Annotated in this window: 21 protein-coding genes; 8 read left to right on the top strand and 13 right to left on the bottom strand. The window is 67.5% G+C overall.

All coding sequences use genetic code 11. From position 1 onward, the window contains the following. Positions 1-223: 223 nt before the first annotated feature. Genes VNF71_02945 through VNF71_02935 form a run of 3 tightly spaced genes read right to left on the bottom strand, consistent with a single transcriptional unit; the run spans position 224 to position 2964 of the window. Complete coding sequence (locus VNF71_02945; protein ID HVA73505.1) at positions 224-610, bottom strand: Rieske 2Fe-2S domain-containing protein; 387 nt, start codon at positions 608-610, stop codon at positions 224-226. A gap of 46 nt (positions 611-656) precedes the next feature. After that, a complete protein-coding gene (locus VNF71_02940; GenBank protein ID HVA73504.1) occupies positions 657-1808 on the bottom strand; it encodes an amidohydrolase family protein in 1152 nt (383 codons plus the stop codon). 52 nt (positions 1809-1860) lie between these two features. Next, the gene (locus VNF71_02935) at positions 1861-2964 is read right to left on the bottom strand and encodes an amidohydrolase family protein (GenBank protein HVA73503.1); all 1104 of its coding nucleotides are present in this window, start codon (positions 2962-2964) and stop codon (positions 1861-1863) included. 122 nt (positions 2965-3086) lie between these two features. On the opposite strand from VNF71_02935, the gene VNF71_02930 reads away from it, so the two are divergent. Beyond that, positions 3087-4574, top strand: coding sequence for a CoA-acylating methylmalonate-semialdehyde dehydrogenase (locus VNF71_02930; protein HVA73502.1), 1488 nt, complete (start codon positions 3087-3089; stop codon positions 4572-4574). Positions 4575-4625: 51 nt separating this feature from the next. Further along, positions 4626-5876 (top strand): TetR/AcrR family transcriptional regulator, encoded by a 1251-nt coding sequence (locus VNF71_02925; GenBank protein ID HVA73501.1) that lies wholly within the window; start codon positions 4626-4628, stop codon positions 5874-5876. 27 nt (positions 5877-5903) lie between these two features. Here VNF71_02925 and VNF71_02920 read toward each other — a convergent pair whose 3' ends face one another. The 5 genes from VNF71_02920 to VNF71_02900 all read right to left on the bottom strand — a co-directional run bounded on the left by VNF71_02920 (position 5904) and on the right by VNF71_02900 (position 11989). Continuing rightward, a complete protein-coding gene (locus VNF71_02920) occupies positions 5904-6368 on the bottom strand; it encodes a hypothetical protein (GenBank protein ID HVA73500.1) in 465 nt (154 codons plus the stop codon). A gap of 11 nt (positions 6369-6379) precedes the next feature. Beyond that, on the bottom strand, positions 6380-7069 hold the full coding sequence (locus VNF71_02915; protein ID HVA73499.1) for an ABC transporter ATP-binding protein: 690 nt from the start codon (positions 7067-7069) through the stop codon (positions 6380-6382). Positions 7070-7075: 6 nt separating this feature from the next. Further along, positions 7076-9877, bottom strand: coding sequence for a branched-chain amino acid ABC transporter permease/ATP-binding protein (locus VNF71_02910; GenBank protein ID HVA73498.1), 2802 nt, complete (start codon positions 9875-9877; stop codon positions 7076-7078). A gap of 107 nt (positions 9878-9984) precedes the next feature. Next, positions 9985-11214 carry an ABC transporter substrate-binding protein gene (locus VNF71_02905; protein HVA73497.1) on the bottom strand — a complete coding sequence of 410 codons (1230 nt, stop codon included), beginning with the start codon at positions 11212-11214 and terminating at the stop codon, positions 9985-9987. 199 nt (positions 11215-11413) lie between these two features. Next, entirely contained in the window at positions 11414-11989 is a 576-nt protein-coding gene (locus VNF71_02900; GenBank protein HVA73496.1) for a TMEM165/GDT1 family protein, read from the bottom strand. 284 nt (positions 11990-12273) lie between these two features. Between VNF71_02900 and VNF71_02895 the strand changes: the two genes are divergently transcribed. Next, a complete protein-coding gene (locus VNF71_02895; protein ID HVA73495.1) occupies positions 12274-12591 on the top strand; it encodes a DUF3817 domain-containing protein in 318 nt (105 codons plus the stop codon). A 29-nt stretch (positions 12592-12620) separates the two neighbouring features. On the opposite strand, the gene VNF71_02890 is transcribed toward VNF71_02895, so the two are convergent. The 5 genes from VNF71_02890 to VNF71_02870 are packed head-to-tail and all read right to left on the bottom strand — an operon-like array spanning position 12621 to position 17923. Continuing rightward, positions 12621-13463 (bottom strand): protein phosphatase 2C domain-containing protein, encoded by an 843-nt coding sequence (locus VNF71_02890; protein HVA73494.1) that lies wholly within the window; start codon positions 13461-13463, stop codon positions 12621-12623. Between the two features lie 4 nt (positions 13464-13467). Then, positions 13468-14175, bottom strand: a complete 708-nt coding sequence (locus VNF71_02885) for a VWA domain-containing protein (GenBank protein ID HVA73493.1) — start codon at positions 14173-14175, stop codon at positions 13468-13470. A gap of 19 nt (positions 14176-14194) precedes the next feature. Continuing rightward, entirely contained in the window at positions 14195-15610 is a 1416-nt protein-coding gene (locus VNF71_02880) for a hypothetical protein (GenBank protein ID HVA73492.1), read from the bottom strand. Continuing rightward, a complete protein-coding gene (locus tag VNF71_02875) occupies positions 15607-16353 on the bottom strand; it encodes a VIT1/CCC1 transporter family protein (protein HVA73491.1) in 747 nt (248 codons plus the stop codon). Before VNF71_02875 ends, VNF71_02880 begins: the two co-directional genes overlap by 4 nt. Positions 16354-16372: 19 nt before the next feature. Further along, positions 16373-17923: an AMP-binding protein gene (locus VNF71_02870; protein ID HVA73490.1), complete on the bottom strand. Its 1551-nt coding sequence runs from the start codon at positions 17921-17923 to the stop codon at positions 16373-16375. A 97-nt stretch (positions 17924-18020) separates the two neighbouring features. Here VNF71_02870 and VNF71_02865 point away from each other — a divergent pair, with 97 nt between their 5' ends. The 5 genes from VNF71_02865 to VNF71_02845 all read left to right on the top strand — a co-directional run. Then, on the top strand, positions 18021-19646 hold the full coding sequence (locus VNF71_02865; protein ID HVA73489.1) for a carboxyl transferase domain-containing protein: 1626 nt from the start codon (positions 18021-18023) through the stop codon (positions 19644-19646). Between the two features lie 2 nt (positions 19647-19648). Beyond that, positions 19649-21643, top strand: coding sequence for a biotin carboxylase N-terminal domain-containing protein (locus VNF71_02860; GenBank protein HVA73488.1), 1995 nt, complete (start codon positions 19649-19651; stop codon positions 21641-21643). After that, positions 21640-22602: a hydroxymethylglutaryl-CoA lyase gene (locus tag VNF71_02855; protein HVA73487.1), complete on the top strand. Its 963-nt coding sequence runs from the start codon at positions 21640-21642 to the stop codon at positions 22600-22602. The genes VNF71_02860 and VNF71_02855 overlap by 4 nt, the downstream gene beginning before the upstream one ends. Next, positions 22602-23756 (top strand): acyl-CoA dehydrogenase family protein, encoded by a 1155-nt coding sequence (locus VNF71_02850; GenBank protein ID HVA73486.1) that lies wholly within the window; start codon positions 22602-22604, stop codon positions 23754-23756. Before VNF71_02855 ends, VNF71_02850 begins: the two co-directional genes overlap by 1 nt. Before the next feature lie 48 nt (positions 23757-23804). After that, positions 23805-24463, top strand: a 659-nt coding sequence (locus VNF71_02845; GenBank protein HVA73485.1) for a magnesium transporter CorA family protein, incomplete at its 3' end; no start/stop codon positions are given.

The raw sequence follows: 24463 nt of genomic DNA, 5'->3' as shown, positions 1-24463 counted from the left end.
CCATGCTGAACCGACCCCCGGGTGTCAGCACCAGAGGCTCACCGTCCTCGGGACCGAGGAGGTCGTAGGCGACCCTTCCCCCGTTGATCTTCGCGAACTCCATGCCCATCCTCGCTCTACCTCCCCCTATCCGGTGCCGCGGAGAGCTCCAGCACCCGCAACCGCCGTGCGATCCGAAGAACTCTCCCCGGGAGACCGCCCCGGGCTTCTTCTCGCTGTGGTTCTACGCCGTGATCACCACGTGCTGGTCCATCACCCTGACCGGGTAGGTCCTGATGCTCCACTCGGGCTTGACGGTTGTGGTGCCGGTGGCGAGCTCGAAGCCCCACTGGTGCCAGGGGCAGTGGATGAACTCTCCTTCGCGCACCGTCGCCGAGTCCCCGGGCCTCTCGGGATCCACGACCGTCTTTCCACGAACCCGGCCGCTGCACAGCGGGCCGCCCTCATGCGGGCAGTAGTTGGCGATCGCGTAGAACGTACCCGCGACGTTGTAAATGCCCACGCCGTGCCGGCCGATGGGAACGACCTTGTGCGACCCAACGGGGATCTCGTCGACGTGACAGACGACCTGCTCGCGCCCTGCCGGACGAGCGTCTCTGACGATGCTCACCCTGCCCCCAATGCCGGGATGTCGGTTCCGGAAGTGGATCGGGAGGTCAGAAGACCACCTGTGTCTGGCCCTCGAGTGCCGGGACGGTCTCGGGAAGGTGGTACGTCTCGATCCCGTTCCTGTACATCACGTTGTCGCGGACGCTCTCGGGCAGATGCTTGACGAGCCAGCGGGGGTCGTCGAAGGTCCAGTGCGGGTAGTCCGACGAGTACAGCAGGATCTTCCCGCCCTCCATCCACTCGATCGCCCGCGCCAGCTCCAGCCTGTCCTCCGGGTAGTCCAGCGGCTGGGTCGTGAAGCGGATATGGTCCTTCACGTACTCGGAAGGCTTGCGGCGCAGACCGGTTTCCGACCCGCGGGCACTGTAAATGGCGTCCATCCGCCACATGAGAGGCAGGATCCAGGTGAAGGCGTGCTCGACGAGCACGATGCGCAGTGCCGGGAATCGGTCGAAGACCCCGTCGAAGACGAGGCTCATCACCTGGTTGGCAGCCAGAAGCGAGTACGTGACCATGAAATCGTGGTTGTAGCTCGGCAGGCCGACCGGAGGGATGGGCAGGTTGTCGTACTGACCCCGGCCGAGGTGGCAGGTCACCGGCAGGTCGTGGCGGACGGCCGCCTCCCAGATGGGGTTGTACTTCGGGTCCCCCCACGATGGCCGCGGCTCGGCCTTGATCAGGATCTGGGCGATATACGGGTGACCGGCCCAGTGCTCGATCTCCCGGGCGGCGGCTTCGGGCGCCTCGATGGAGACGCTGACAGACCCCCGCCAGCGCTGGTGCCAGTTGCCCTCGCTGCTCAGCCAGACGGCGTCCTGCCAGCGGTTCATGGCGATGGCCGCGGCGTGCAGCGCGTCGGGATCGTTGTACCAACCTCCGGCCAGCGGTTCGAGAATGCCGATATCGCAGCCAGCCTCGAGGATCGCCTGGCGGAAGGCGAGGTCGGGATCACTCCCCGGGAACTCGCCGTCTGTGGGGAACGAGTCGACACGCATGGCCTGGGCGTAGAAGTAGTCGGGAGCGTCGTAGGTGATCGTCTCGCCGATCGGGTGCGACAGGAGGTACTTGCTGCGGAACGGCTCCGGGAAGTATTCGAGGGTGGCCCCGCGACGGGGCACCGGGTGGACGTCCGAGTCGACGACCCGGATGGGCTTCAACGCCGGTGGTGCGGTCCGCTCATGGATCTCGGTGATGGCCATCTCGGTTCATCCTTTCTTTCGAAACTGCTGCAAACTCTCTTGAAACTGCGATTCAGGAACCTGAGACGCCGACTCCGCCGGCGTGCGCTGCGATGTCGATGCCGTAGAGGGAAGCCGCGTTGCGCCAAAGCACCCGCTCCCGCTGCTCGGGACTCCACGCAGGCGGGAAGGCGTCGACCGTGGCCAGCTGCCAGTGGGGATAGCTGGACCCGAACATGACCATGTTCTCCTTGCCGGTCATACGCAGCCACTCGCCGGCGAAATCGGCGTCGGCGGGGCCGTCGACGCTGCTCTGCACGAAGTAGACGTGGTCTGGCAGGTAGTGACTCGGCATCTCCGGCGCCCACGGTGTCTGCTCCAGGTGGGGCCGGCCGAATGTGTCCATGCGCCAGATGAACGGCGTCAGCATGTCCGCGGCACCGTCCGCCCAGACCACCTTGAAATCGGGCAGCTCCTCGAACACGCCCTCCGCGATCATGTTCATCTGGTGGTAGATGTAGTTGAGGGCCATGAACCCGACGTACTGGGCGTACGTGCGGGTGTGACCTGACGGCGTCGGCGCCGTCGTCACGCTGGAGCCCACCTCGATGTGCACGGCGACCGGCAGCCCGGCCTCGGCGGCCGCGCGCCAGAGCGGCCGGTACTGCGGCTTTCCGTACAGGTCCCGCGACTGGAGAGGAACGCCTAGCTGGACGATTCGGGGGTGCCCCCGCCAGCGCGCCATCTCCTTCAATGCCCCGTCGATGTCGTCGGGGTTCACCCGCAGGGTGCCGTAGAAGCGGTCGCGGTACGTCCCGCTCTCGAGCCAGCGACTCACCATCATGTCGTTGTGGGCGGCAAGCACCGCGCTGTTCAGATGGCGGTCGGGGAGAATGCCCTTGCTCATCGGGTGCAGGACGGCGGCGGCCACGCCCAGCTCCTCGAAGAGGTGGCGGCCGACGAACTCCGGATCCGAGCCCGGATACCGGCCATCCGGGTGCTGGGTGCCCGGCGCGTATTCCCCACCGGGCGCGCCGTACATGCTCATCTCGTAGTCGGGAATCCCGCGGCTCTTGAACGGCTCCTGCAGGTAGGAGCGCATATCGGCGGCCCCGTCGAAGAATATGTGGACGCTGGCGTCGATCACGGGGATGCTGTCGTCAGGGTGCGAAGTCACAAGACCCCCTCGGCGGGATCGCAACCAAATGTTTGTTCGCGTGATCGTACCATGCGTCACCTCGCTGTACAAGGACACGACACGCCGGGCCCGCTTCCATCGCTGTGGCTACTCTCATGGTCATGCGACGTATCGAGCATTGGGTCGGGGGCGAGGCGGTCGAGGGTGGTAACGGCAGGACCGGACCGGTGTGGGACCCGGCCACGGGCGTACAGCAGGCACAGGTCTCACTGGCGTCGGAGGAGGAGGTGAACCGTGCGGTCCAGGTCGCACGCCAGGCGTTCCCGGGGTGGCGGGCGATGCCGTCGTCGCGCCGCAGTGACATTCTCTTCCGCTTCAGGGAGCTGCTGGACGCCAACCGCAAGGAGCTGGCGGCCCTCATCACTTCCGAGCACGGCAAGACCGCTGCGGACGCGCTCGGAGAGGTGGCACGGGGCATCGAGAACGTCGAGTTCGCCTGCGGGGCCCAGCAGCTGCTCAAGGGTGAGTACTCAGAGCAGGTGTCGACCGGTGTGGACGTCTACTCGATCCGCCAGCCCCTCGGGGTGGTGGCCGGTATCACTCCGTTCAACTTCCCCGCCATGGTGCCGCTGTGGATGCTTGCCAACGCCCTCGCCTGCGGCAACACCTTCGTGCTGAAGCCGTCGGAGAAAGACCCTTCGACATCGCTGCTGCTGGCGCATTTGCTGAAAGACTCGGGCGTCCCCGCCGGCGTGTTCAACGTCGTCAACGGTGACCGCGAGGCGGTGGAAGCTCTTCTCGCAGCGCCAGACGTGGCCGCCGTCTCCTTTGTGGGGTCGACCCCGATAGCCAGGCACATCTATGAGGTCGGCACCCATGCCGGCAAGCGGGTGCAAGCCCTGGGAGGCGCCAAGAACCACATGGTCGTCCTCCCCGACGCCGATATCGACCTGGCGGCCGATGCTGCCGTGTCCGCCGGCTACGGATCGGCTGGAGAGCGCTGCATGGCCATATCCGTCGTCGTCGCGGTCGGCGCCGCCGCAGACCTGCTGGTGGGCGCGATCGCCGCCCGCCTGCCCAAGTTGCGTGTCGGTCCGGGATCCGACCCTGACAGCGACATGGGCCCGCTGATCACCGCCGAGCACCGCGAGCGCGTCGCCTCCTACCTCGATGCCGGGCGCGCCGCCGGCGCCGAGGTGGTCGTCGACGGCCGCCACCACGACGTGCCGACATCGGGCTTCTTCCTCGGGCCGAGCCTCGTCGACGGGGTCCAGCCAGACATGCAGGTGTATCGCGATGAGATCTTCGGGCCGATCGTCTCGGTCGTACGCGTCGAGACCTACGACGAAGCCTTGCAGCTGGTCAACGCCAACCCATACGGAAACGGAACCGCCATCTTCACCCGTGACGGCGGCGCCGCCCGCCAGTTCCAGTTCGACTGCCAGGTCGGAATGGTGGGCATCAACGTTCCCATTCCCGTGCCCGTAGCCTCCTACAGCTTCGGAGGCTGGAAGGACTCGCTGTTCGGCGACACCCACATGTACGGACCGGATGGCGTCCGCTTCTACACACGAGCCAAGGTCGTCACGAGCCGCTGGCCCGACCCGGCGAGTTCCACGGTCGACCTCGGTTTCCCCCGCACACGCTGAAGCCGGGCGAGGCCCCACCTCTGTTCGCCCTGGTGAGGGATACTCGTCGCCGTGCCCAACTCGACCGCTCGAAGCGCTAGCGCCCGGGGTGAGTCCCGTCGCGATGAGATCCTGGCGGTGGCGGCCGAGCAGTTCGCGAAGTCCGGCTATGTCTCGACATCCCTGCGCGAGATCGCGGAAGGCGCCCACATCCTGCCCGGCAGCCTCTACCACCACTTCGAATCCAAAGAGGCCATCGCGGTGGAGCTCATCGAGGCCATGGAGCCCGACCTCCGGGCCATCACCGCCCGCAGCCTGGCATCGACGGACGAGCCTCTCCGCGTCCTGCGGTCCTTCGCGCGAGAGGTGGCGACTTTCTCCCAGGATCACCGTGCTGCGGTAAAGCTCTGCCTTTACGACGCACCGTCGAGTGCGACCAGCCTTCTGCGCGAACTCGTCAAGCTGCAGCCCGCCGGGCTCGAGCGCACATGGACGGCCCTGGTGGAGCGGGCGGCGAAGTCGGGCGCGCTGCGCGTGCCCGAGGTAGACCTCCGGCTGCTTGCGCTCGCGCTGCACCACGGCGTGTTGATCGCCGGCGAGCTCGCCGCCCACGCCTCGTCGGAGCAGGTGGCCGACACGCTGACGTCCGTGCTGGTCGACGGCCTTTGGCTGGAGGGTGCCGACCCGCGAGGCGAACAGGCCGGTCGCGTCGCCCTGGCTCTGGACGAGATCGCGCGCGAATGGTCGGCGATGCCGGACGGCGGAGCGGAAGGCCGTCAGCAGGAGATCCTCGCGGCGGCACGCGCGGAGTTCGCCCGGCGCGGTTTCGACGCCACGACCATGCGGGACGTCGCCGACGCCGCAGGCATGCGGCCGGCGAGCCTCTACCGACATTTCCCGTCGAAGGACGCTCTGTTCGCCAACATCGTCAACCGGTTCTCCTCGGCGCTGCTGGCCGCCACCGAGCGGGTCGTCGCAAGCGCGGAGACGCCGGCGGACGGCCTCGACGGCCTGTTCGGGATGATGGCGCTCGCCGGCGTGCAGTTCCACAGCGAGTACGACATCGTGAAGACATGGTGGCGGAGCCTGACTCCGGACAAGCCCGACGCCGCCCTCGAGGAGAACCGGAGGCGGTTCAGCCTTCTCCGATCGATTCTCGCGTCAGGAGTCTCGGAGGGCACCTTCCGTCCCTACCCCGACCTCGACCTGCTGGCCGTGTGCGTCCGCGACCTGCTGTGGCTCCCGTTCCAGGTGGAGCTGCCGCCCGAGCAGGCGCACCGTTTCCTCCGCCAGACCGTGGGACTGGGTGCCGGCGCCCAGTAGCGCGCTCGACCCGATGCCGTAAGGGGACTACTCGTGCGGTCCCGGTGCACGCCTGGTGATCCTCACCTCGGCGTTGAGGGCGGCTTCGAGCGCCGTGTGCAGCTTGCCTTCCGGGACGCGCTGCAGGTCGGCAGCGGAAACTTCCACCAGCACGACCTCGGCGCCAGCCTCTTCTATGCGGGTCACGTCTACGTGCACCCCGAACGCGGCCGCCACGCCTTGAACGTCGGCGTCGGTGCCCCGGCTCAAGAAGGTGGCCACCCCGGGCCGTACTCCGTCGCCGTAGGCCCTTCGGGCGGCAGCTAAGGCTTCTGCTGTCAGCTCGGCGCGGTCATCGCCCTCGAGGACGAACGCTATCTCGCGGTCGGCCCAGACAGACGCCGGCGATTGGGGCAGAAGCTCGTAGCCCATGTCGGCAAGCTCGGCCCGTCCTCTCCAAAAGGCTTCTTCCGGCACGTCGCGTGCCGCGACGATCACACGTGCAATCCCCATCCGCACAGCAGTTACTCGAGGCCGAGGTATTTCTCGTATATCTGCTCCGGGCCGATCTCTTTCGCCGGACCGACGTGGATGATCTCGCCGCGGCTGAGGATGTACAACGTCGTTGCCAGCTCCAACGCCCGGTGCACGTACTGCTCCACGACCACGACCGACATGCCCTCGGCGACGAGATGGGCGAGGGCCTCGTAGATCTTGTCCACCACCAGTGGGGCCAACCCGAGGGAGGCTTCGTCGACGACGACGAGCTTCGGCTCGGCGAGGTACGCGCGGGTGAGCGCGAGCATCTGCTGTTCGCCGCCGGAGAGGCTTCCGGCGGTCTGGCTGAGCCTATTGGCGAGGACTGGGAACAGCGCGGCCGCCGCGGCGATCGATTCGCTCAGCTTCTTGCGGCTCTGGATCACCAGGTTCTCCCGCACGGTGAGCGTCGGGAAGATGCCGCGTCCCTCCGGAAGGTGGCACACGCCTCGACGTGTGTAGACGTGCGGGGGTCGCCCGGTCAGGTCCTCGCCGCAGAACTCGATCCGGCCGGAACGGGGGCGCACGAACCCGGAGGCGGTCCGCAGGAGCGTCGTCTTACCTGCACCGTTGGGGCCGAGGAGCGCGACGACCTCACCGTCGCCCACGCTGAAGTTGACGTCGCGAAGGACGATCGAATCCCCGTACCCGGCGCTGACCGACTCGAGTTGCAACACGACCCTCTACTCCATCGAAGGGATGGACTGCAGCCCATCCTCGTAGGCGTCCCTTCCTGCGCCTACCGCCGCGGTGTCACCGAGATAGGCGGCGCGAACCGCCCCCGAAGCGTGCATCTCCTCCGGCGTCCCCTCGAAGATCTGGATGCCGAAGTCGAGAACGTGGACGTAGTCGCAGACCTCGCGCACCAGTGTCATGTCGTGTTCGACGAGCAGGATGCCGCAGCCCCGCTCCGCTATCACCGTCTGGAGGACCTGGCCGAACTGGTGGGTTTCCCGGCCGTCCAGACCGGAGGAGGGCTCGTCCAGCAGGAGCACGTCGAACGGTCCGGCCAGCGTTCTCGCAAGCTCGACCAGCCGGCGCTGCCCGATCGGTAGCAGCCCGACCTGGACATCGGCGAGCCATCGCGTACCGGTCAGGGTGAGGGCATCATCGGTGGCGTCCGCGACGAGCCGGCCGCCGGCCCGCGAGGCGAACACCATGGCCAGCGGGTTGACGCCCGCCATCGGGGCTTCGCGGCCGAGAGCGATGTTCTGGCGAACGGTGAGGCTGTTGAAGAGCTCGGTGCGCTGGAAGGTTCGGCCGAGACCTCTGCGCGCCCGCGCCGCCGGTCCCTCCCCGGTGACCTCGGCGCCGTGCAGGAAGATTCGGCCGGCGGTCGGCCGGTTGAGCCCGCTGCACGCGTTGAAGATCGTCGTCTTGCCGGCCCCGTTCGGGCCCACGAGACCGGTGATCCTGCCCATGGGCGCGCTCAAGCTGACACCGTTGACGGCCTTCACGCCGCCGAAGTGGACGGAGAGGTCGCGCACCTCGAGCCCCTCTGGCGCCGAGCCCGGTTGAGCCGAGCCGGTTCGAACGGCCTCGGGCCGCTCGGCGCGCTGGACGGCAATGCGCGGCCCGGGCGGTGCCTCGACCGTCAGCGGAGTCAGCGCCTCCGGGGTCGTCCGGCCCCCGAGCCGGTCGAGTGCCGCCCGGATTCGCATCGGCATCGTCGCCGCCCTTGTGGTCCCGTGCGCGGCGGTGATGGCGCCGACTCCGAAGAGCATGGTCAGGACGTAGGTGACCGTGTTCCCGGATATGTAACCGGGGATCACCGCGTAGCCGATGGAACCCATCACGGCGAACCACGGGTCGCCGACGGTGATGATGACCACCAGAGCCACGAGGCTCAACGAGCCGAACGACGGGAAGTAGGTCCCGACCGCGTACTGGTAGAGCATCCCGGTCAGGGCACCGGCCAGCGACGCGATGGCCGCCGAGATGCAGAAGACGATCACCTTCAACGTGCTCGAGCTCGCTCCGTTGGTCTCGAGGGCAAGCTCGGAGTCAGCCATGCCCTCGAGGAGCCGTCCGAGCCGTCCGCTGCCGATGGCCGAGTAGACGAGCACGACGAGCACGACGATGAGCAGCAGGAGGTAGTAGAAGCCCTTGTCGCTCGACAGGTCGAGCCCGAAGACGGAAATGTGTGGGCGGGGGTCGTTGGTGCCGAGGGTCGTGTCGCCGAACAGGAAGGACCTGGTGTAGAGAGCCTGCTCCATCAGGATCCCGAATCCGAGCGTGGCGAGTGCCAGGAACACGCCGGACACTCGGATGGCGGGGATGGCGATCAACGCGCCGACGGGCACAGCGACCAGGGTGGCGAGGATCAGGGCGAACAGCCATGGGACGTGAGCTGAGGCGATGTGGCCGAAGGCCGCGGCCCCGACCGCAGCGAAGGCGAACTGGCAAAGCGAGATCTGCCCGGAACGGCGCACCAGCAGCCCGAGCGAGAGAAAGAGGATCATCGTGATCAGAGCGTTCGACCACATGGCGATCTTCCCGGCCTGCATCGATGGCACCATGGCCAGCAGCGCTACCGCCACAGCGCCGGTAACGAGGCGGACCCTCAGCGGAGCGTGGTACGAGACCCGGGTCCGCCTCTGGGCGCTGAATCGCCTTGTCGCGAGCCGGGCGCGGGGGGTGACAATCAGCACGAGGAAAAGGATTACGAACGGCAGGGCCGGTGCGAAGCCCCCGATCCAAACCGCCCTCGCCGAGTACTTGTCCAGGATCGCCGTGGCGATACCGACCACGAGGCCGCCGACGAAGGTCCACGGAAGGCTGGTGAAATAGCCGATGGCGGCGGCTCCGAACGTGGCGAAGATCGCCGTAGGAAGCGTCACGCCGTCGACGGGCAACGCCGGCGCCAGCATGAGCCCGGCAACGGCCGCGAAGACGGTTCCGATCACCCACGCCCACCGCCGGACCAGCACCGGGTCGTCGCCGCTCATCGAGACCAGGTCGGGATTGTCGACCACCCCGCGCATGACGACGCCCAGCCGGACCGACCGGAAGAACCAGTACAAGACGGCTGCGGAGACCACCGAGAAGAGGAAGATGATGATGTTGGCCCAGGTGACGTTGACCCCGAGCATCCTCACCGTCGACTGAGGGAGGATGTAGGGGAACGTGGGCGCCTGGTACGGATTCCAGAGATAACCGATCGCCTCCACGATCAGTATGAGGCCGACTGTCGCGACCACCTTCACCGTTTCCGTCGCGTTGTGAAGCGACCGGGCCAGGACTTCCAGCAGCAAGCCGAGTACCGGAGCCACCACCAGCAGGCAGATGGCGGCGGTGAGCGGCCAAGAGAGGCCCTCGTTGACGCGAAGGAAATAGAAGACGAAGACGTCGGCGGCTGCAACCGCCCCGTAGCCGACGTTGAATATCCCCGACGTCTTGTAGGTGAGGACCAGGCCCATGCCGCCGAGGCCGTAGACGGCTCCGGTCGCCAGCCCGATGACAATGAAGGGCAAGAAGCCGTGCACGACAAGAACTCCTCTATGGGCCGGCCGGTAGCTCCGGCCGTGAACGTCGGCTAGAGCGAACGATCACGGCCGGCCGGGTCAACTGAGGCGAGTGCAACTGACTCGAGCTATTTCATGCACTGTGGGGTTTGGCCCTGAGGCATGCTGTACACCCCGTTCTTCAACGCCGAGACGAACCAGCAGTGCACCGGGTTGGCCTGGCCCGCCTTGAAGGTCAGCGGCGGCGCCCAGCCGCCGAGGGTTTCCCCGTTGAACGAGTGCAGCCCGTTCTGGAGCAGCGTTGCCGTGGGAGTGGTGCTCGATGTCAGCCCGCCCGCCTTGGCTGCCGCCTGGAGCATGATCCCCGCCGGCCAAGCCTCGGACACCACCTCGTTGTAGTTGGGGTCGGACTGCAGGCCCGGTGCGTACTTGTTCAGCGCGTCGACCATCGTCTTGACAACCGGCTGGTCGGTCGCGAAGTAGGGAAGACCGGGCACCGGAGCCGCGAGGTTCTCGCTGATCCCCGGTGTTGTCGGCAGGAACGGGGACAGGCTCTCACCGTCGATCAGGTACATCGGCTTGTAGCCCTGCTGGGTGCAGTTCTGCGCCACCCTGGCTATGACCGTCGACGCGTCGGCGACGTACAGCGCGTCTACGTGAGCCTGCTGTGCGGCGATGCACTGCGAGGCGTAGCTCGGCGCAGTAGCCGAGATCGATGCGAAGAGGGGCACCGATACGCCCAAAGCCTGGCCGGCCGCCTTGAACGGGGCGATCCCCTGCTGGCAGATCACCGACTCGGCGCAGTAGAGCTCACCGATGGTCTTGGCGCCCTGCGATTTCCCTGTCGAGATGACCGCGGTGAACAGCGCGTCCTCGGTCATGGCCTCGGCAAAGAAGTCCGGGTTCTGGAAGAACGGCTCGGATGCCGTCTGTGCGCCGATCACCGGGATTCCGGTCGACTGGATGTACGACGCCCAGGTGATGTCGAACTGCGACTCGTCGACAAGGGCCACGATGTGGTCGGCCACGAGAGTGTGCACCTCGCTGATTGATGTGGCCGGAACGAAGTTGTCGTTTTCTGTGATCAGCTGGATCGGATGTCCCTCGATCCCGCCGTTGTCGTTCGCCCAGCTGACGAAGGCCTGGTAGACACGCTCTGAGAGGTTGTTCGCGAGTGGGTTCCCGCTGCAGGAGCAAATCAATCCGACAACAAGGGGCGATCCGGTCGCCTTGTTACCGGTCGTGGTGTTGGTCGTACCTCCGGCCGTGTTCTTCGAGCTCGATCCGCAGCCGGCCAGCCCGAGGGCGATGGTGACGACGCACGCGACGGTCCCAATAAGCCTACGTCGTGACAACATGGACATCTACCCTCCCGATATGGTGGCGATTCGTCGTCGCCACTCCCCCCGTTTTCTTGTCACTCCCGGCGGGTGCCGGGCGCGGCTGATGGTAACCGTAAGTGGACAAGGTGGCAAGGGTCTAGACAGGAAGATTATGAGGGACCAGCGGAATGGGTCTCCCTTTGTCCGGATCGGGTGGTAAGCGTCTCGGCATTCGTCAACGCAGCGCCGACCCGGCGCTGTAGGCGGCCAGGCCGATCAGCACGACCGCGGTGACTTTACGGACGGTCCCCACCTTTACCCACCGCAGCAGCACCTGCCCGCCGGTAACCGCCAGAGCTGCGACCGCCCACAGGGCCAGCGTCGCCCCGACCGCCACCGCCAGCGTCGAGCGGTAGTGCGCTGCCAGGTTCGCCGTGAGCATCTGGGTGAGGTCACCCCATTCGGCCAGGAAGATGACCACGAACGCGGTGACCAAAGCTCCGTGGCGGGGGGGTTCTCCGGTGGTCCGAGAGTCCTTCTCCCGGCCGCCCAACCACAACGCGTATCCCGCCCCGGCCAAGAACAACACGGCGACGATCCCCTCGACCACCCGGACTGGCAGGAAGGAGAAGATCACTGCCCCGACGGTGGTGGCGATCGCGACGTGCAGCGCGAAGGCGCCGGCAGCGCCCAGCCACACCTGGCCAGGCTTACCCCGGGTGGCCATGACGAGACTGGCGAACATCGTCTTGTCCGGCAGTTCGCCCAAGAAGACGACCGGGAAGGCGATCAACACGACGTAGGGGTTCACCCGTTGCGATCCTTCTGCCGGGCGAGAGTCGTGAACCTCCGCCCGGCCACGACGACATGGCACAGACGGAAGGTCTCGCCCGTCCGCTCAGCGCAGACCCGGTGACCGGGCGCTCATCACGCCAGCATGTCGATCGACCGGCGAAGGGCTACTCCCCTTACCAGCCGGGAACGCTACCAGATCTCAGCCCGGTACCGGAGCGTACGAGGCGGAAACGGTCAAATGCGTGTCTGCGCTGCGAAGACAGCAGGGTTCACCCGAAGTACCCTCCGTGACCGGTGAGGATGATCAAGCTCCTGCGCAAGGTCGCGTTCTGGGAGGCGACCTTCTTCGTAGTGCTGTGCCTCGCCTGGGTCGTATCCCTCACGGGTTACAGGTTCGCCGGCGCCTGGGCCGCCGCCCTGATGGTGGTCGGCTTCACCCACGGCTGCGTGTTCACGCTCTACCTGATCCTCGTGCTCCTCGTGCGGGCGCGGATGCGATGGAGTTTCTTCACGACACTGTCCATCCTCGTTGCGGGGCTCATTCCGGGCGGGGGATATGTGGTGGAGGCATGGGCTCTCAGCGGTGCCAGGGTCGAGGCTCTCGCAGACGTGCTCTGAGCCGAGATGGGGCACCACCCGAATGCCCTTCATTCATCCGCGGGCGGTGAGCCGTCCCGCGCGAGCCACAGGGCCAGGATCGTCCTGTCGTCGTGGCACCCCTGCCGGGAGAAGTCCGCGAGGCCGGCAAGCTGCAATGGCGAAGGTCTTGCGAGGATTCCTTCGGCCATCGCCGGCGCCACCGTTGACGGACCGTCCCTCCACGGTACTGCAACACCGTCGCTGACGACGACGAGCACCTCCCCGTCCAACAGCTCTACCTCCACCGATTCGATACTCGCCGGTGGACTGTCCATGGTGGCCGTCAGAGCGCCGGTCGCGACGGTCACCAGGTCTTCGTCGCCGGAAGGCGGGGGGAACACCTCGCGCCACGACTCGCTCTCCTGTTGGGCCCCCGGAGTCACGATGAAGGCGGTGCTGTCGCCGACGCGCGCGAGAGCGATCTCTCGCCCGGGCTCGGCGACGCCGACGATGAGAGTCGTGGCACCCTGCGCTGCCTCCACGCCGCGAAGCCCCGCCTCGGCGCACGCGACGCCGGCGAGCGCTGCATCCAGCGGAGTGCCGTACGCATCGCAGGCGGCAGCCACCGCGGCGCCGGCGGCGAGATGGGCAGCACAGTCCGAGCCCGGGACCGACCCAAGCCCGTCGGCGACGGCCAACGCGAGGCGCGCACCGGCGTCTGCCCATGCGTAGTAGTCCTGGTTTCCCTCACCGGCGAGCCTGTGCCCGACTCCGGTGACGGTCGCGGCACGCAGGACGCACCAGCCTGTGGCACCCCCGTCGGCGCGGTAGCCGGCGGATGTCGCGCCTGCCGGTGAGCGAAGCGGCGGTTCGATGGCCGCCGCAGGCGACGGGCGCCCAAAGTCTCGCACGGAGTCAGTCCAGCGGGTCGACCGGTATGGCGTGCATGCTCGGCAGTTCAGGGACCACCAGCTGCGCCGATCCGGTGTAAACGCTCGCGGACGAACTGACGATGGACTTGACGAGACCGGACATCAGCTCGGGAACCACCCGGCTCGGAGGGGCTCCCTCATCGGCGACGAAGGCCCGGTTCGGCTGGGATCCGACCACCTCGGCGAGGATCGACGGGTCGGCATCGCCGAACCCGAAGGCGAGGATGTTCGGCCGCCGCCGCCAGCTGGGATCCGCGAGGCGGCCAAGCGCTGCGCGCCAACGCTCTGGATCATCGGTGGGTCTCCCGTCGGAGACGAACACGACCGCGGGGCGATACCACTTGTCGCCGCCCGCCCTGCCGGTGTTGTAGTCATCCTCGATGATCCTGCGGAGGTGGTCGAACGCAGCTGAGTAGGACGTGCGGCCCTGCGCTGCGAGCTCGGGCACCGCTTCGACGAGGCTCAGGTCGCAGAGAGGGAGCGCCGTGTGTGCGACGTCGCTGAACGTGACGATCCCGAAGCGGATGACCTCCGCGATGGCGGGATCCTCGCCGACGCTCGAACGCAGGAGGGGCAGCTCCCTGTTGACGCTGTCGATCGGCGCTCCGGCCATGGAGGCGGAGACGTCCAGGCAGAGGTAGAAGGGGAAGACGGCGTAGCGCTCCTCGACGCCGACATTCACGGAGCTCATCTCGCCGCCACGCTACCCGTCATATACCGAGCACCGGTGCTGTAGCCATGGCAACAATGAAAAGAGCGACCGCCGCGCCCGCAAGGTCCACCGCCGCGCACAGGGCGAGCTGACCGCCCCAGTGGCGGCCGGCTCGCGCCCCGGTCGCCGGACGCAACAGAACCCGGTGCGCGCCGAGCCACCACCGCAAGGCGATCACCACGCCGTCGGCGAATTGCCGGCTCACCGCGGGTGGCGAGGTCGCTTCATGGAAGAGCGGGTACGCCGTTTGAGGCACCGGCAAAGGTTGCGCATTGCTGCGTGCCGGGGCAGTAGCAGCGACGAGGCGACGGGGAGGCGCTGGACGCGGCGGCGCAACGACCGGGCGTATCGTCACATCCGCTCCCCCACCCGCCGGAGCGACGCGGTGCTCACGGGTAGGGCCGCCGTCCTGAGTCGCCCACACTGCACGCATCAAGCCTGCGGCCCCAACCGCGTCGAGAACCGCTTCGAGCTCTGCAACCCACGCGCTCGCCGGCGGCCTCCCGCCGGGGTCACTGAGGCTCAGACCCCGCGAGCACATGTCCCACAGCGGCGCAGCCGGTCCGAGCAGGACCTCGCTGGCATACCCGCGCGGAACGGGGAATTCGATCGTTATCGCCTGCCCCTGTCTCTGGCGAGCCTGCACGGGGAAGTTCGCTGCGCCGGCCACGCGGAGGAAGATCAGCGCCAACGAGTACCGGTCCGCCTCGAGCCCCGGATTGCTTCCAGGTGCCACCGCCGGGTCGTCCCAGTTCGGTGTCATTGCGCGGCGGCGCCCTTCCTGGCTTCCCGGTTCGCCATCGGGGCCGAATCGCTCGCAGTTGTCACAGTCGATGACGAATACCTCGGGACCTCGTTGCAGGGACCACAGGACGTTCTTGGCGGACAGGTCGCCGTGGCCCACCGCTGGTTGCAGCTTCTCGAAGGCTTCGAGCAGCCGCGCCAGCGCGTACACGATTCCCAGCCGCTCCGGGGTGAACGCCGCGGGGAGCTCGATCCCGTACGCGACCTCCCGGTAGGCAGGGTCGGCTGTCAGGTAACTGAGTGTGGCCAGCCGGGTGACGCCGTCGCGGTGGCGCAGCGCGAAGCGCCGGGGCGCTCTCGGCATCACCACACCCTCGGCCAGGGAGAGGGCGGCGCTTGCGCCGCGCGGGGACTGGGCTTCAACCACGGCGGTCGGCCAGGAAGCGCACGCCCGGACTCGCTCGGCCAGAAGCTGGTCGCCTCCTTCGGGCCAGGAGACGAGGTCCCGGAGATGGTCGCGGGAGAAAGGATGCTGGTACTCCTTGAAGACGAGGTGGGGTTGGAGTGGCAGCGCGAACACCCGGCCTTCTCCGCCTTCGGCCAGCAACTCGCCGAGGCGCAGCTCGCCGCGTCTCAACATGCCCGCCGGCGCGCTGCGAACGTCCGTCACGTCGCGGACACTCCCAAGAGGTGGCCGACCCCGTACGTCACCCCGGCTGCGATCGCCGCGACGACGATCTGGCGGAGTGCCGTCCGCGGAATGCTCCTCCCGGCCAACGCGCCGATGAGTGCTCCCAGCGTGAGCGCGGCAAGCGCTCCGATGACGATCGACCCCACGACGGCCGCTGCTCCACGCGTGAAGAACCACGGCAGCAGTGGGAGGATCGCCCCCAGCGAGAAGGACAGAAACGACAGGACCGCCGCGCGCTCCGCCGCCCCCGAGGCGTTCGGATCGATGCCCAGTTCCATGCGGGCGTGGGTGTCGAGAGCCACGGCGTGGTTGGTCGAGAGGATCCGCGAGACCACGTCGGCCTCTTCCGCCGAGAGCCCTCGCGCCCGGAACATGCCCGCCAGCTCCCGGCGCTCCGCCTCCGGCTCGTCCCTGAGCTCCTGGCGCTCCACCTCGAGTTCCCGCTGGGTCAGCTCCTGCTGTGCCCGGACCGAGATGAGCTCCCCCGCGGCCATGGAGAATGCCCCGGCCAGGAGTCCGGCGACCCCGGCCAGCCGCACCGTCGACGCGCCCGCTGACGCTCCGGCGACGCCCAGCACCAGCGAGACGTTGGTCAGCAGCCCGTCGCCGGCGCCGAGGACGGCTGCCCTCGATCCACCGCCCTGTACGTCGCGGTGGCGGGTCGTAGCCCTCGGGTCACGCCCGGTCAGAAACGCCCTGACCCCCGTCAATGCGCTGGCCATGCCCCCCAGCGTATGGGAGTCACACGATCGAGGACCGATGACCCTCCCAGTACTTGTCCCTGAGCAGGCGCTTGTAGAGCTTGCCGGTGGGCAGCCGCGGAAGCTCGTCGACGAAATCGACCGAACGTGGGCACTTGAAGTGGGCCACGTGCTCCCGGCAGAAGCGGATCAGCTCGGCTTCCGTCTCGGGACCTGCCTCGGCGGGGTCCACCAGTTGAACGACCGCTTTGACCTCCTCCCCGAGGTCGTCGTTGGGTACTCCGATCACGGCGACGTCGAGGACCTTGGGGTGGGTGGACAGGAGGTTCTCCGTCTCCTGCGGGTAGATGTTGACCCCTCCCGAGATGATCATGTAGGTCTTGCGGTCGGTCAGGTACAGGTAGCCCTCTTCGTCGACATGGCCGACGTCCCCGACCGTGCTCATCTGCCCGTCCGCCGAGCGGTTCTCGGCCGTCTTTGCGGGATCGTTGAAGTATTCGAAGTTGGTCGCCCCCTTGAACCAGACGGTGCCGTCCACACCAGTGGGGCATTCGTTGCCCTCCTCGTCGAGGATGTGCATCTCTCCCAACAGGCAGCGCCCGACGGTGCCCGGGTGCTCCAGCCACTCCCTCGACTCGCAGAACGTCATGCCGTTGCCCTCGGTGGCCGCGTAGTACTCGTTGAGGATCGGCCCCAGCCATTCGATCATCGCCTTCTTGATCGGCACCGGGCACGGCGCAGCTGCGTGGATGATGCGTTCCAGCGACGAGGTGTCGTAGCGGAGGCGGACGTCTTCAGGCAGCCGGAGCAGCCTCGTGAACATGGTGGGGACCATCTGGCAATGGGTTACCCGGTACCGCTCTACCAGGCGAAGCCAGTCCTCCGGGTCGAAGCGCTCCATCACCACCGACGTCGACCCCATCGAAAGTGCGAGAGACACGCTGCGCTGGGGTGCCGAGTGATACAGCGGTGCGGGATTCAGGTACACCATGTTGTCCCTGAGGCCCCACACGAACCGGAAGTAAGAGGTCTGGTCGGGTTGCTCTTCGGGCGTTCCCTCGGGCAATGGCCTGATGATCCCCTTCGGGTGCCCGGTGGTGCCCGACGAGTAGAGCATCGCCGAGCCCATCGCTTCGTCCGGGACCGGGTCCACGGGAAAGGCCGCGATCGCGTCCTCGTAGGGCTCCCACCTGCCCCGGGCGATGTCTGCGCCCGCCATGAAAAGCCGCTCGACTTTCGGGCACTGCTCGGCGGCCGCCTCGGCAATTTCGCTCTTGGCCACGGAGCTGAAGAACACCCTCGAGCAGGAATCGGTGACTATGTACGCGACTTCGTCGGGTGACAGGTGCGAGTTGACGAGGGTGTAGTAGAGCCCGATCCGCTCAGCCGCCCCCTGTATCTCGAGTATCTGCGGGCAGTTCTCCATCAGGACCGAGACGTGGTCACCGCGGTTGAGGCCGGCCGACCGCAGGAGGTGCGTGACCTGGTTGCATCGCTCCTCGTATTCCCCGAACGTGGTCACCGCCCCGGTTCCTGCCATCACGATGGCGGGTTGGTCCGGGTTCTCCTGGGCGTGGCGGCGTGCGTACAACTGTCCCCCGATCTGGGCTTCCTGTCACCACGAAACTACCTGGACGGAGCCGCCCGCCACCCCAGCCGACCCCTGCCCTCCTCCTATCATCCCTGGCATGGCCACTCATGCCGCCGCGCCACAGCGGGAGTCCCCGATGCTGAGCAGCGCGGTAGACACGAGATCGCGGTCGTTCCAGCACAACCACGAACACCACGCGGCGCTGGCCGGCGAACTGCGCCGGCGCCTCCATTCCGCATCGCTGGGCGGCCCGAACGCCGCCCGGGAGCGCCACACGGCGCGCGGCAAGCTGCTACCCCGGGACCGGGTGGAGGTCTTGCTCGACCCTGGGACACCCTTCCTGGAACTGTCGCCCCTCGCGGCGGGCGGCATGTACGACGACGGCTGCCCGGCGGCCGGCTTGATAACCGGGGTGGGGGTCGTGTCCGGGCGCCGCTGCGTGATCGTGGCCAACGACGCGACGGTCAAGGGCGGCACGTACTACCCCATGACCGTGAAGAAGCACCTGAGAGCGCAGGAGGTTGCCCGGCAGAACCGCCTGCCGTGCATCTACCTGGTCGATTCCGGCGGCGCTTTCCTGCCCGCCCAGGACGAGGTGTTCCCCGACCGGGACCACTTCGGCAGGATCTTCTACAACCAGGCGAACCTGTCGGCAGCGGGGATCGCGCAGGTTTCCGCCGTGCTCGGGTCCTGCACCGCGGGGGGTGCATACGTGCCGGCGATGAGCGACGAGAACGTCATCGTCGCCAACCAGGGCACCATTTTCCTCGGGGGCCCTCCCCTGGTGAAGGCCGCGACCGGCGAGGTGGTGACCGCGGAGGAGCTCGGGGGTGGCGAGTTGCATGCCAGGCGTTCGGGGGTCACGGATCACCTCGCCGCCGACGACCGCGAGGCACTCGCCATGGTGCGGGCGATAGTGGCGACGCTCCCGCCGCCTCCGGTCCCGGCGTGGAGCACGGGCCCCGTCGAAGAGCCGCGGCTCGATCCCGGCGAGCTCTACGGCGTCGTGAGCTCCGACACCCGCACCCCGTATGACGTTCACGAGGTGATCGGACGGATCGTCGACGGCAGCAGGTTCATGGAGTTCAAGCCGGAGTACGGCCCCACGCTGGTCACCGGGTTCGCGCGCATCTGGGGCCACCCGGTCGGGATCGTCGCCAACAACGGTGTCCTGTTCAGCGAGTCGGCGCTGAAGGGCGCGCATTTCATACAGCTGTGCGACCAGAGGCGGATACCACTCGTGTTCCTGCAGAACATCACCGGCTTCATGGTCGGTCGTGAATACGAAGAGGGAGGCATCGCGAAGCACGGGGCGAAGATGGTCACCGCTGTCGCCTGTGCGCGGGTGCCCAAGTTCACGGTGATCGTCGGCGGCAGCTTCGGCGCCGGCAATTATTCGATGTGCGGGCGGGCATACTCGCCGCGCTTCTTGTGGACGTGGCCGAACGCCCGGATATCGGTGATGGGCGGGGAGCAGGCAGCGTCGGTCCTGGCGACCGTCGCAAACCGCGACGACTCCTGGACCGACGAGCAGACCGAGGACTTCAAAGCGCCGATCCGGGAGCAGTACGAGCAGCAGGGCAACCCGTATTACGCGACAGCCAGGTTGTGGGACGACGGGATCATCGACCCTGTAGACACCCGACGTGTACTGGGACTCGCCATCGCGGCGGCGGGAGACGCTCCGATCGAGCCGGTCGGCTACGGCGTGTTCAGGATGTGACGGTGCCGATCCGCTCCGTCCTCGTCGCCAACCGAGGTGAGATCTCCGTCAGGGTGGCCCGCACCCTGAGATCGATGGGCATACGTTCTGTCGCGGTCTTCACCGATGCGGATGAAGATTCCCTGCACCGCGGCATGGCGGACGCCGCTTTTCGCATCGGCGGACCGGCTGGCTATCTCGACGTGGGGGCGGTGGTCGGCGCGGCTGTCGCTTCGGGGGCCGATGCCCTGCACCCCGGGTACGGTTTCCTCTCCGAGAACCCCGCCCTCGCCGAAGCGTGCACGAAGGCCGGCGTCGTGTTCATCGGGCCCTCCGCGGAGACGATCCGCGCGATGGGCGACAAGATCAACGCCAAGAACATCGCATCCGCTGCGGGGGTGCCGGTCGTGCCAGGGGTCTCGGACCGAGAGCTCGACGACACCCAGCTCGCCGAGGCGGCGCTCGGGATCGGCCTGCCCGTCCTGTTCAAGCCCTCGGCGGGAGGCGGGGGCAAAGGCATGCGCCGCGTCGACTCTGTGGAGGCACTGCCGGCAGCGATCGCGGCTGCGAGAAGGGAGGCCGTCGCAGCCTTCGGGGACGGCGCGCTCCTGGTGGAGAGATTCGTCGCGCGGCCCCGTCACATCGAGATCCAGGTGATCGCCGACAACCACGGCGCCGTTCTCGCCCTCGGTGAGCGCGAGTGCAGCCTGCAGAGACGGCACCAGAAGATCGTCGAGGAGACGCCCTCTCCTCTTCTCGATGCGGCGACGCGTTCGGCCATGGAGAGCGCAGCCGTCGCCGTGGCCAAAGCGTGCGGCTACAGCGGCGCCGGCACGGTGGAGTTCATCGTCTCGGCGGACACGCCGGGCGAGTTCTTCTTCATGGAGATGAACACACGGCTGCAGGTGGAGCACCCGGTGACCGAGATGGTCCGCGGGATCGACCTCGTCGAGTGGCAGGTCCGGCTGGCGTCGGGCGATCGACTTCCTTGGAGTGACCCACCTCCGGCGAGCGGTCATGCCGTCGAAGCGAGGGTGTACGCCGAAGACCCCGCCAACGGATTCCTGCCGTCGACCGGAACCATCCGGTTGCTCCGGGAGCCGGAGGGAGAAGGGGTGCGGGTCGACTCGGCACTCTCGGTCGGGACGAAGGTCGGCGTCAGCTACGACCCGATGCTGGCGAAGGTGATCGCTTGGGGCGAGGACCGTGACCAGGCCCTCGCCCGGCTCCGCTGGGCCCTCGGCGCCACAGCCGTCGCCGGGGTCCGCACGAACGTCTCTTTCCTCCACCGCCTTCTCGCCGACGGCGATGTCGTGTCCGGCAACCTCGACACCGGCTTGGTCGACAGGGTCACCCCAGGCCTCATGAGCCACGACGACCACGGCCGGGCTGCAGGCGCAGCGGCGGTAGTGGCCGAGGCCATCCAGCGCGCGGCTTCGAAGAGCGGCGATCCCTGGAGCTTGCCGGACGGATGGAGGGTCGGTGGTCCCGTCGCGCGAGCCAGCCGGTGGTCGGTCGACGACCGGGAAATCGAGGACCGGGAAATCGAGGTGTCAGTCGCGGGCGACCCCTTCTCCGGTGCCCACGTGTCGTGGCAGGGTTCAGGTCCCGTCACGGCGAGAGTCTTTCTCGAAGGAGATTCGTCAGCGTCGATCGAGTTCGACGGCGTAGCAGAGCAATATCTCTTCGCCGCCGAAGGGGACACGATGTGGATCTGCAGGGCAGGCGAGTCCTGGGAGCTCACCCGATTGCATGACGCCGTCGGCGAGAGCCGCCACCGTGCAACTGCCGGTGGTGCGGTTACCAGCCCTATGCCCGGCACCGTCCTCGCCGTCCACGTCAAGCAGGGCGCGGCCGTACGGCGAGGCGAACCGATCGTCACCGTCGAGGCGATGAAGATGGAACACGTCGTAGCGGCACCATCGGACGGGATGGTGTCGAAGGTCCTCGTCGTCGAGCAGCAAGCCGTCGCGCTGGGTCAGCCACTGGCCGAGCTCGCTACGGGCGACGATCGATGAGGGCTCCGGACCCCCACCCGATCGCCGGCCTGCCCGGTCGGGTGGGCGTCTACGAGGTGGGCCCGCGCGACGGCCTCCAGAACGAAGCGTCGCCGGTCTCCCTCGCCACGAAGCTGGAGTTCATAGAGCGGTTGGCGTCGAGCGGCCTGTCGACCATCGAGGCCACCAGCTTCGTATCTCCGCGCTGGGTGCCTCAGCTCGCGGACGCCGGCGAGCTGTACCCGCTCCTTCCCGTCCGCCCCGGCCTGCGGTTGCCGGTCCTGGTCCCCAACCAGGCGGGGCTCGACCGGGCGGTCGCCGCCGGGGTGAGCCACATCGCCGTGTTCGGCAGCGCAACCGAGAGCTTCGCCCGGCGAAACCTCAATCGCAGCGTCGACGAGTCGCTTCGCATGTTCGAACCCGTTGTGGCTTCGGCGAAGTCGAACGGGATGTGGGTTCGCTGCTACGTGTCGATGTGCTTCGGCGACCCCTGGGAAGGGCCCGTCGAGCCTGGTCAGGTCGTCGGTGTCTGCAAACGGTTGATGGAGATGGGATGCGACGAGTTGAGCGTCGGTGACACCATCGGGGTGGCGACGCCGGGGCAGGTCCACGACTTGCTGGACGGTCTCGGGTCGGCTGGCATCGCAACCGGACAGCTCGCCGTGCACTTCCACGACACCTACGGCCAGGCGCTCGCCAACACGCTCGCCGCTCTCGAAGCAGGGGTGGCCACCGTCGACGCTTCGGCGGGTGGTTTGGGAGGTTGCCCATACGCGGACAGCGCCACTGGGAACCTCGCTACGGAGGACCTGGTCTGGATGCTCCACGGGCTCGGCATCGACACCGGTGTCGACCTCGAATCGCTCGTCGCGACCAGCTCGTGGATGGCCCAGAAGCTCGGCAGGCCGAGCCCGTCGCGCGTCGTGCAGGCCCTCGCCGGCGGCGCACCCGCCCTTGAAGACGCGCTAGAAGAGCCGTGATGGATCTCTCACCTGAACAAGAGGCGTTTCGCGCGACCGTCGAACGGTTCGCGCGGACCGAGATCTCGCCCGTCATCGCTGAGATCTACGAGCGCGAAGAGTTCCCCTACACGATCGTCGGGAAGATGGGCGAGATGGGCCTGTTCGGGTTGCCGTTCCCGGAGGAGTACGGCGGGATGGGGGGCGATTACACCACTTTCTGCCTTTCGCTGGAGGAGCTCGCAAGGGTCGACTCGTCGGTCGCCATCACCCTGGAGGCAGGCGTCGGGCTGGGTGCCATGCCGATATTCCGGTTCGGCACAGAGGAACAGCGCCAGCGGTGGCTCCCCGCCCTCTGCTCCGGCCGTGCGCTCGGCGCGTTCGGGCTCACGGAGCCCGGCGGAGGGACCGATGCCGGCGCCACCCGCACGACCGCCACGCTCGACGGCGGCCAATGGGTGATCAACGGGACGAAGTCGTTCATCACGAACTCCGGCACCGACATCACGGCCCTCGTGACGGTCACTGCAGTGACCGGCAAGGATGGGCGCGGGCGGCCGGAGATCTCAGCGATCATCGTCCCGTCGGGCACGCCGGGGTTCTCGGTCTCGAAGAAGTACTCGAAGGTGGGGTGGCTCGCGTCCGACACCCGGGAGCTCTCCTTCACGGACTGCCGGGTTCCGGAATCGAACCTCCTCGGCGAGCGCGGGCGCGGGTACGCGCAGTTCCTGCGGACACTCGATGAGGGGCGCATTGCCATCGCCGCCCTGTCGGTGGGACTCGCGCAGGGCTGCGTGGACGAATGCCTGCGCTACGTCGATGAACGCGAGGCGTTCGGCCACAAGATCTCCGAGTACCAGGTTCTCCAGTTCAAGATCGCCGACATGGAAGCCCGCACCCACGTGGCGAGGCTCGCGTACCGCGACGCCGCTGCACGCCTCGAAGCAGGGAAGCCGTTCAAGAAGGAAGCTGCCATCGCCAAGCTCGTCGCGTCGGATGCCGCGATGGTCAACGCCAGGGAGGCCACCCAGATCTTCGGTGGATACGGGTTCATGAACGAGACTCCCGTCGGCCGGTTCTACCGCGACGCCAAGATCCTCGAGATCGGCGAAGGGACGTCGGAGGTTCAGCGGATGCTGATCGCGAGGGAGCTGGGGCTACCCGCGCGCGCGTGACCCGGAGGGACCACCTCCCCGGAGGCGCCCGGCGGCACAATGGCGGCCATGGAAGGCCACCTGATCACCGTCGACGGCAAAGCCGAGCACCTCGATGTCGCCAACATCAATCGACTCATGGAGTCCGGCACCCACTTCTGGGCTGATATCGAGGGGGTCGACGACGAGGTCGTCGCTCTGCTCAGCGACACGTTCCACTTCCACCCCCTTGCCGTGGAGGACGCGGAGCACTTCGGCCAGCGCCCGAAGATCGACATGTACGAAGACTTCGCCCTGCTCGTCGTGTACGGGGCTACCGCCGAAGCGCGTCTGGCCGAGGTGCACTGCTTCTACACCGAGAGCTTCCTCGTGACCGTGCACCACCAGCCCTGCCCGGATTTCTCCGGGCTCGCAGAGCGCCTCGCCCGGCGGTCGGGTACGGCAGCCGATCACGTGATGCTCCTCTACAGGGTCGTGGACACTCTCGTGGACGGCTACTTCCCGGTCCTGTCCAACCTCGACGACAAGATTGACGAGCTCGAGGACGAGATCCTCGAGCGTCCCACGGAGGAGCAGCTCGGACGCCTGTTCGACATGAAGCGGTCGCTCATCTCGATGCGGAAAGTGGTCACCCCCCAGCGGGACATGTTCGCTTCGCTGGTGGGCAGCGGGGACTCCCTGCCGGGGATGACCCCTGACGCGGAGCGCTACTTCCGCGACCTCTACGA

The sequence above is a fragment of the Acidimicrobiales bacterium genome (genome assembly GCA_035533095.1).
Taxonomy (GTDB): domain Bacteria; phylum Actinomycetota; class Acidimicrobiia; order Acidimicrobiales; family Palsa-688; genus DATLUM01.
Note: the sequence above shows the minus strand (reverse complement) of the source record. Positions and strands in the feature narration are given on the sequence as shown.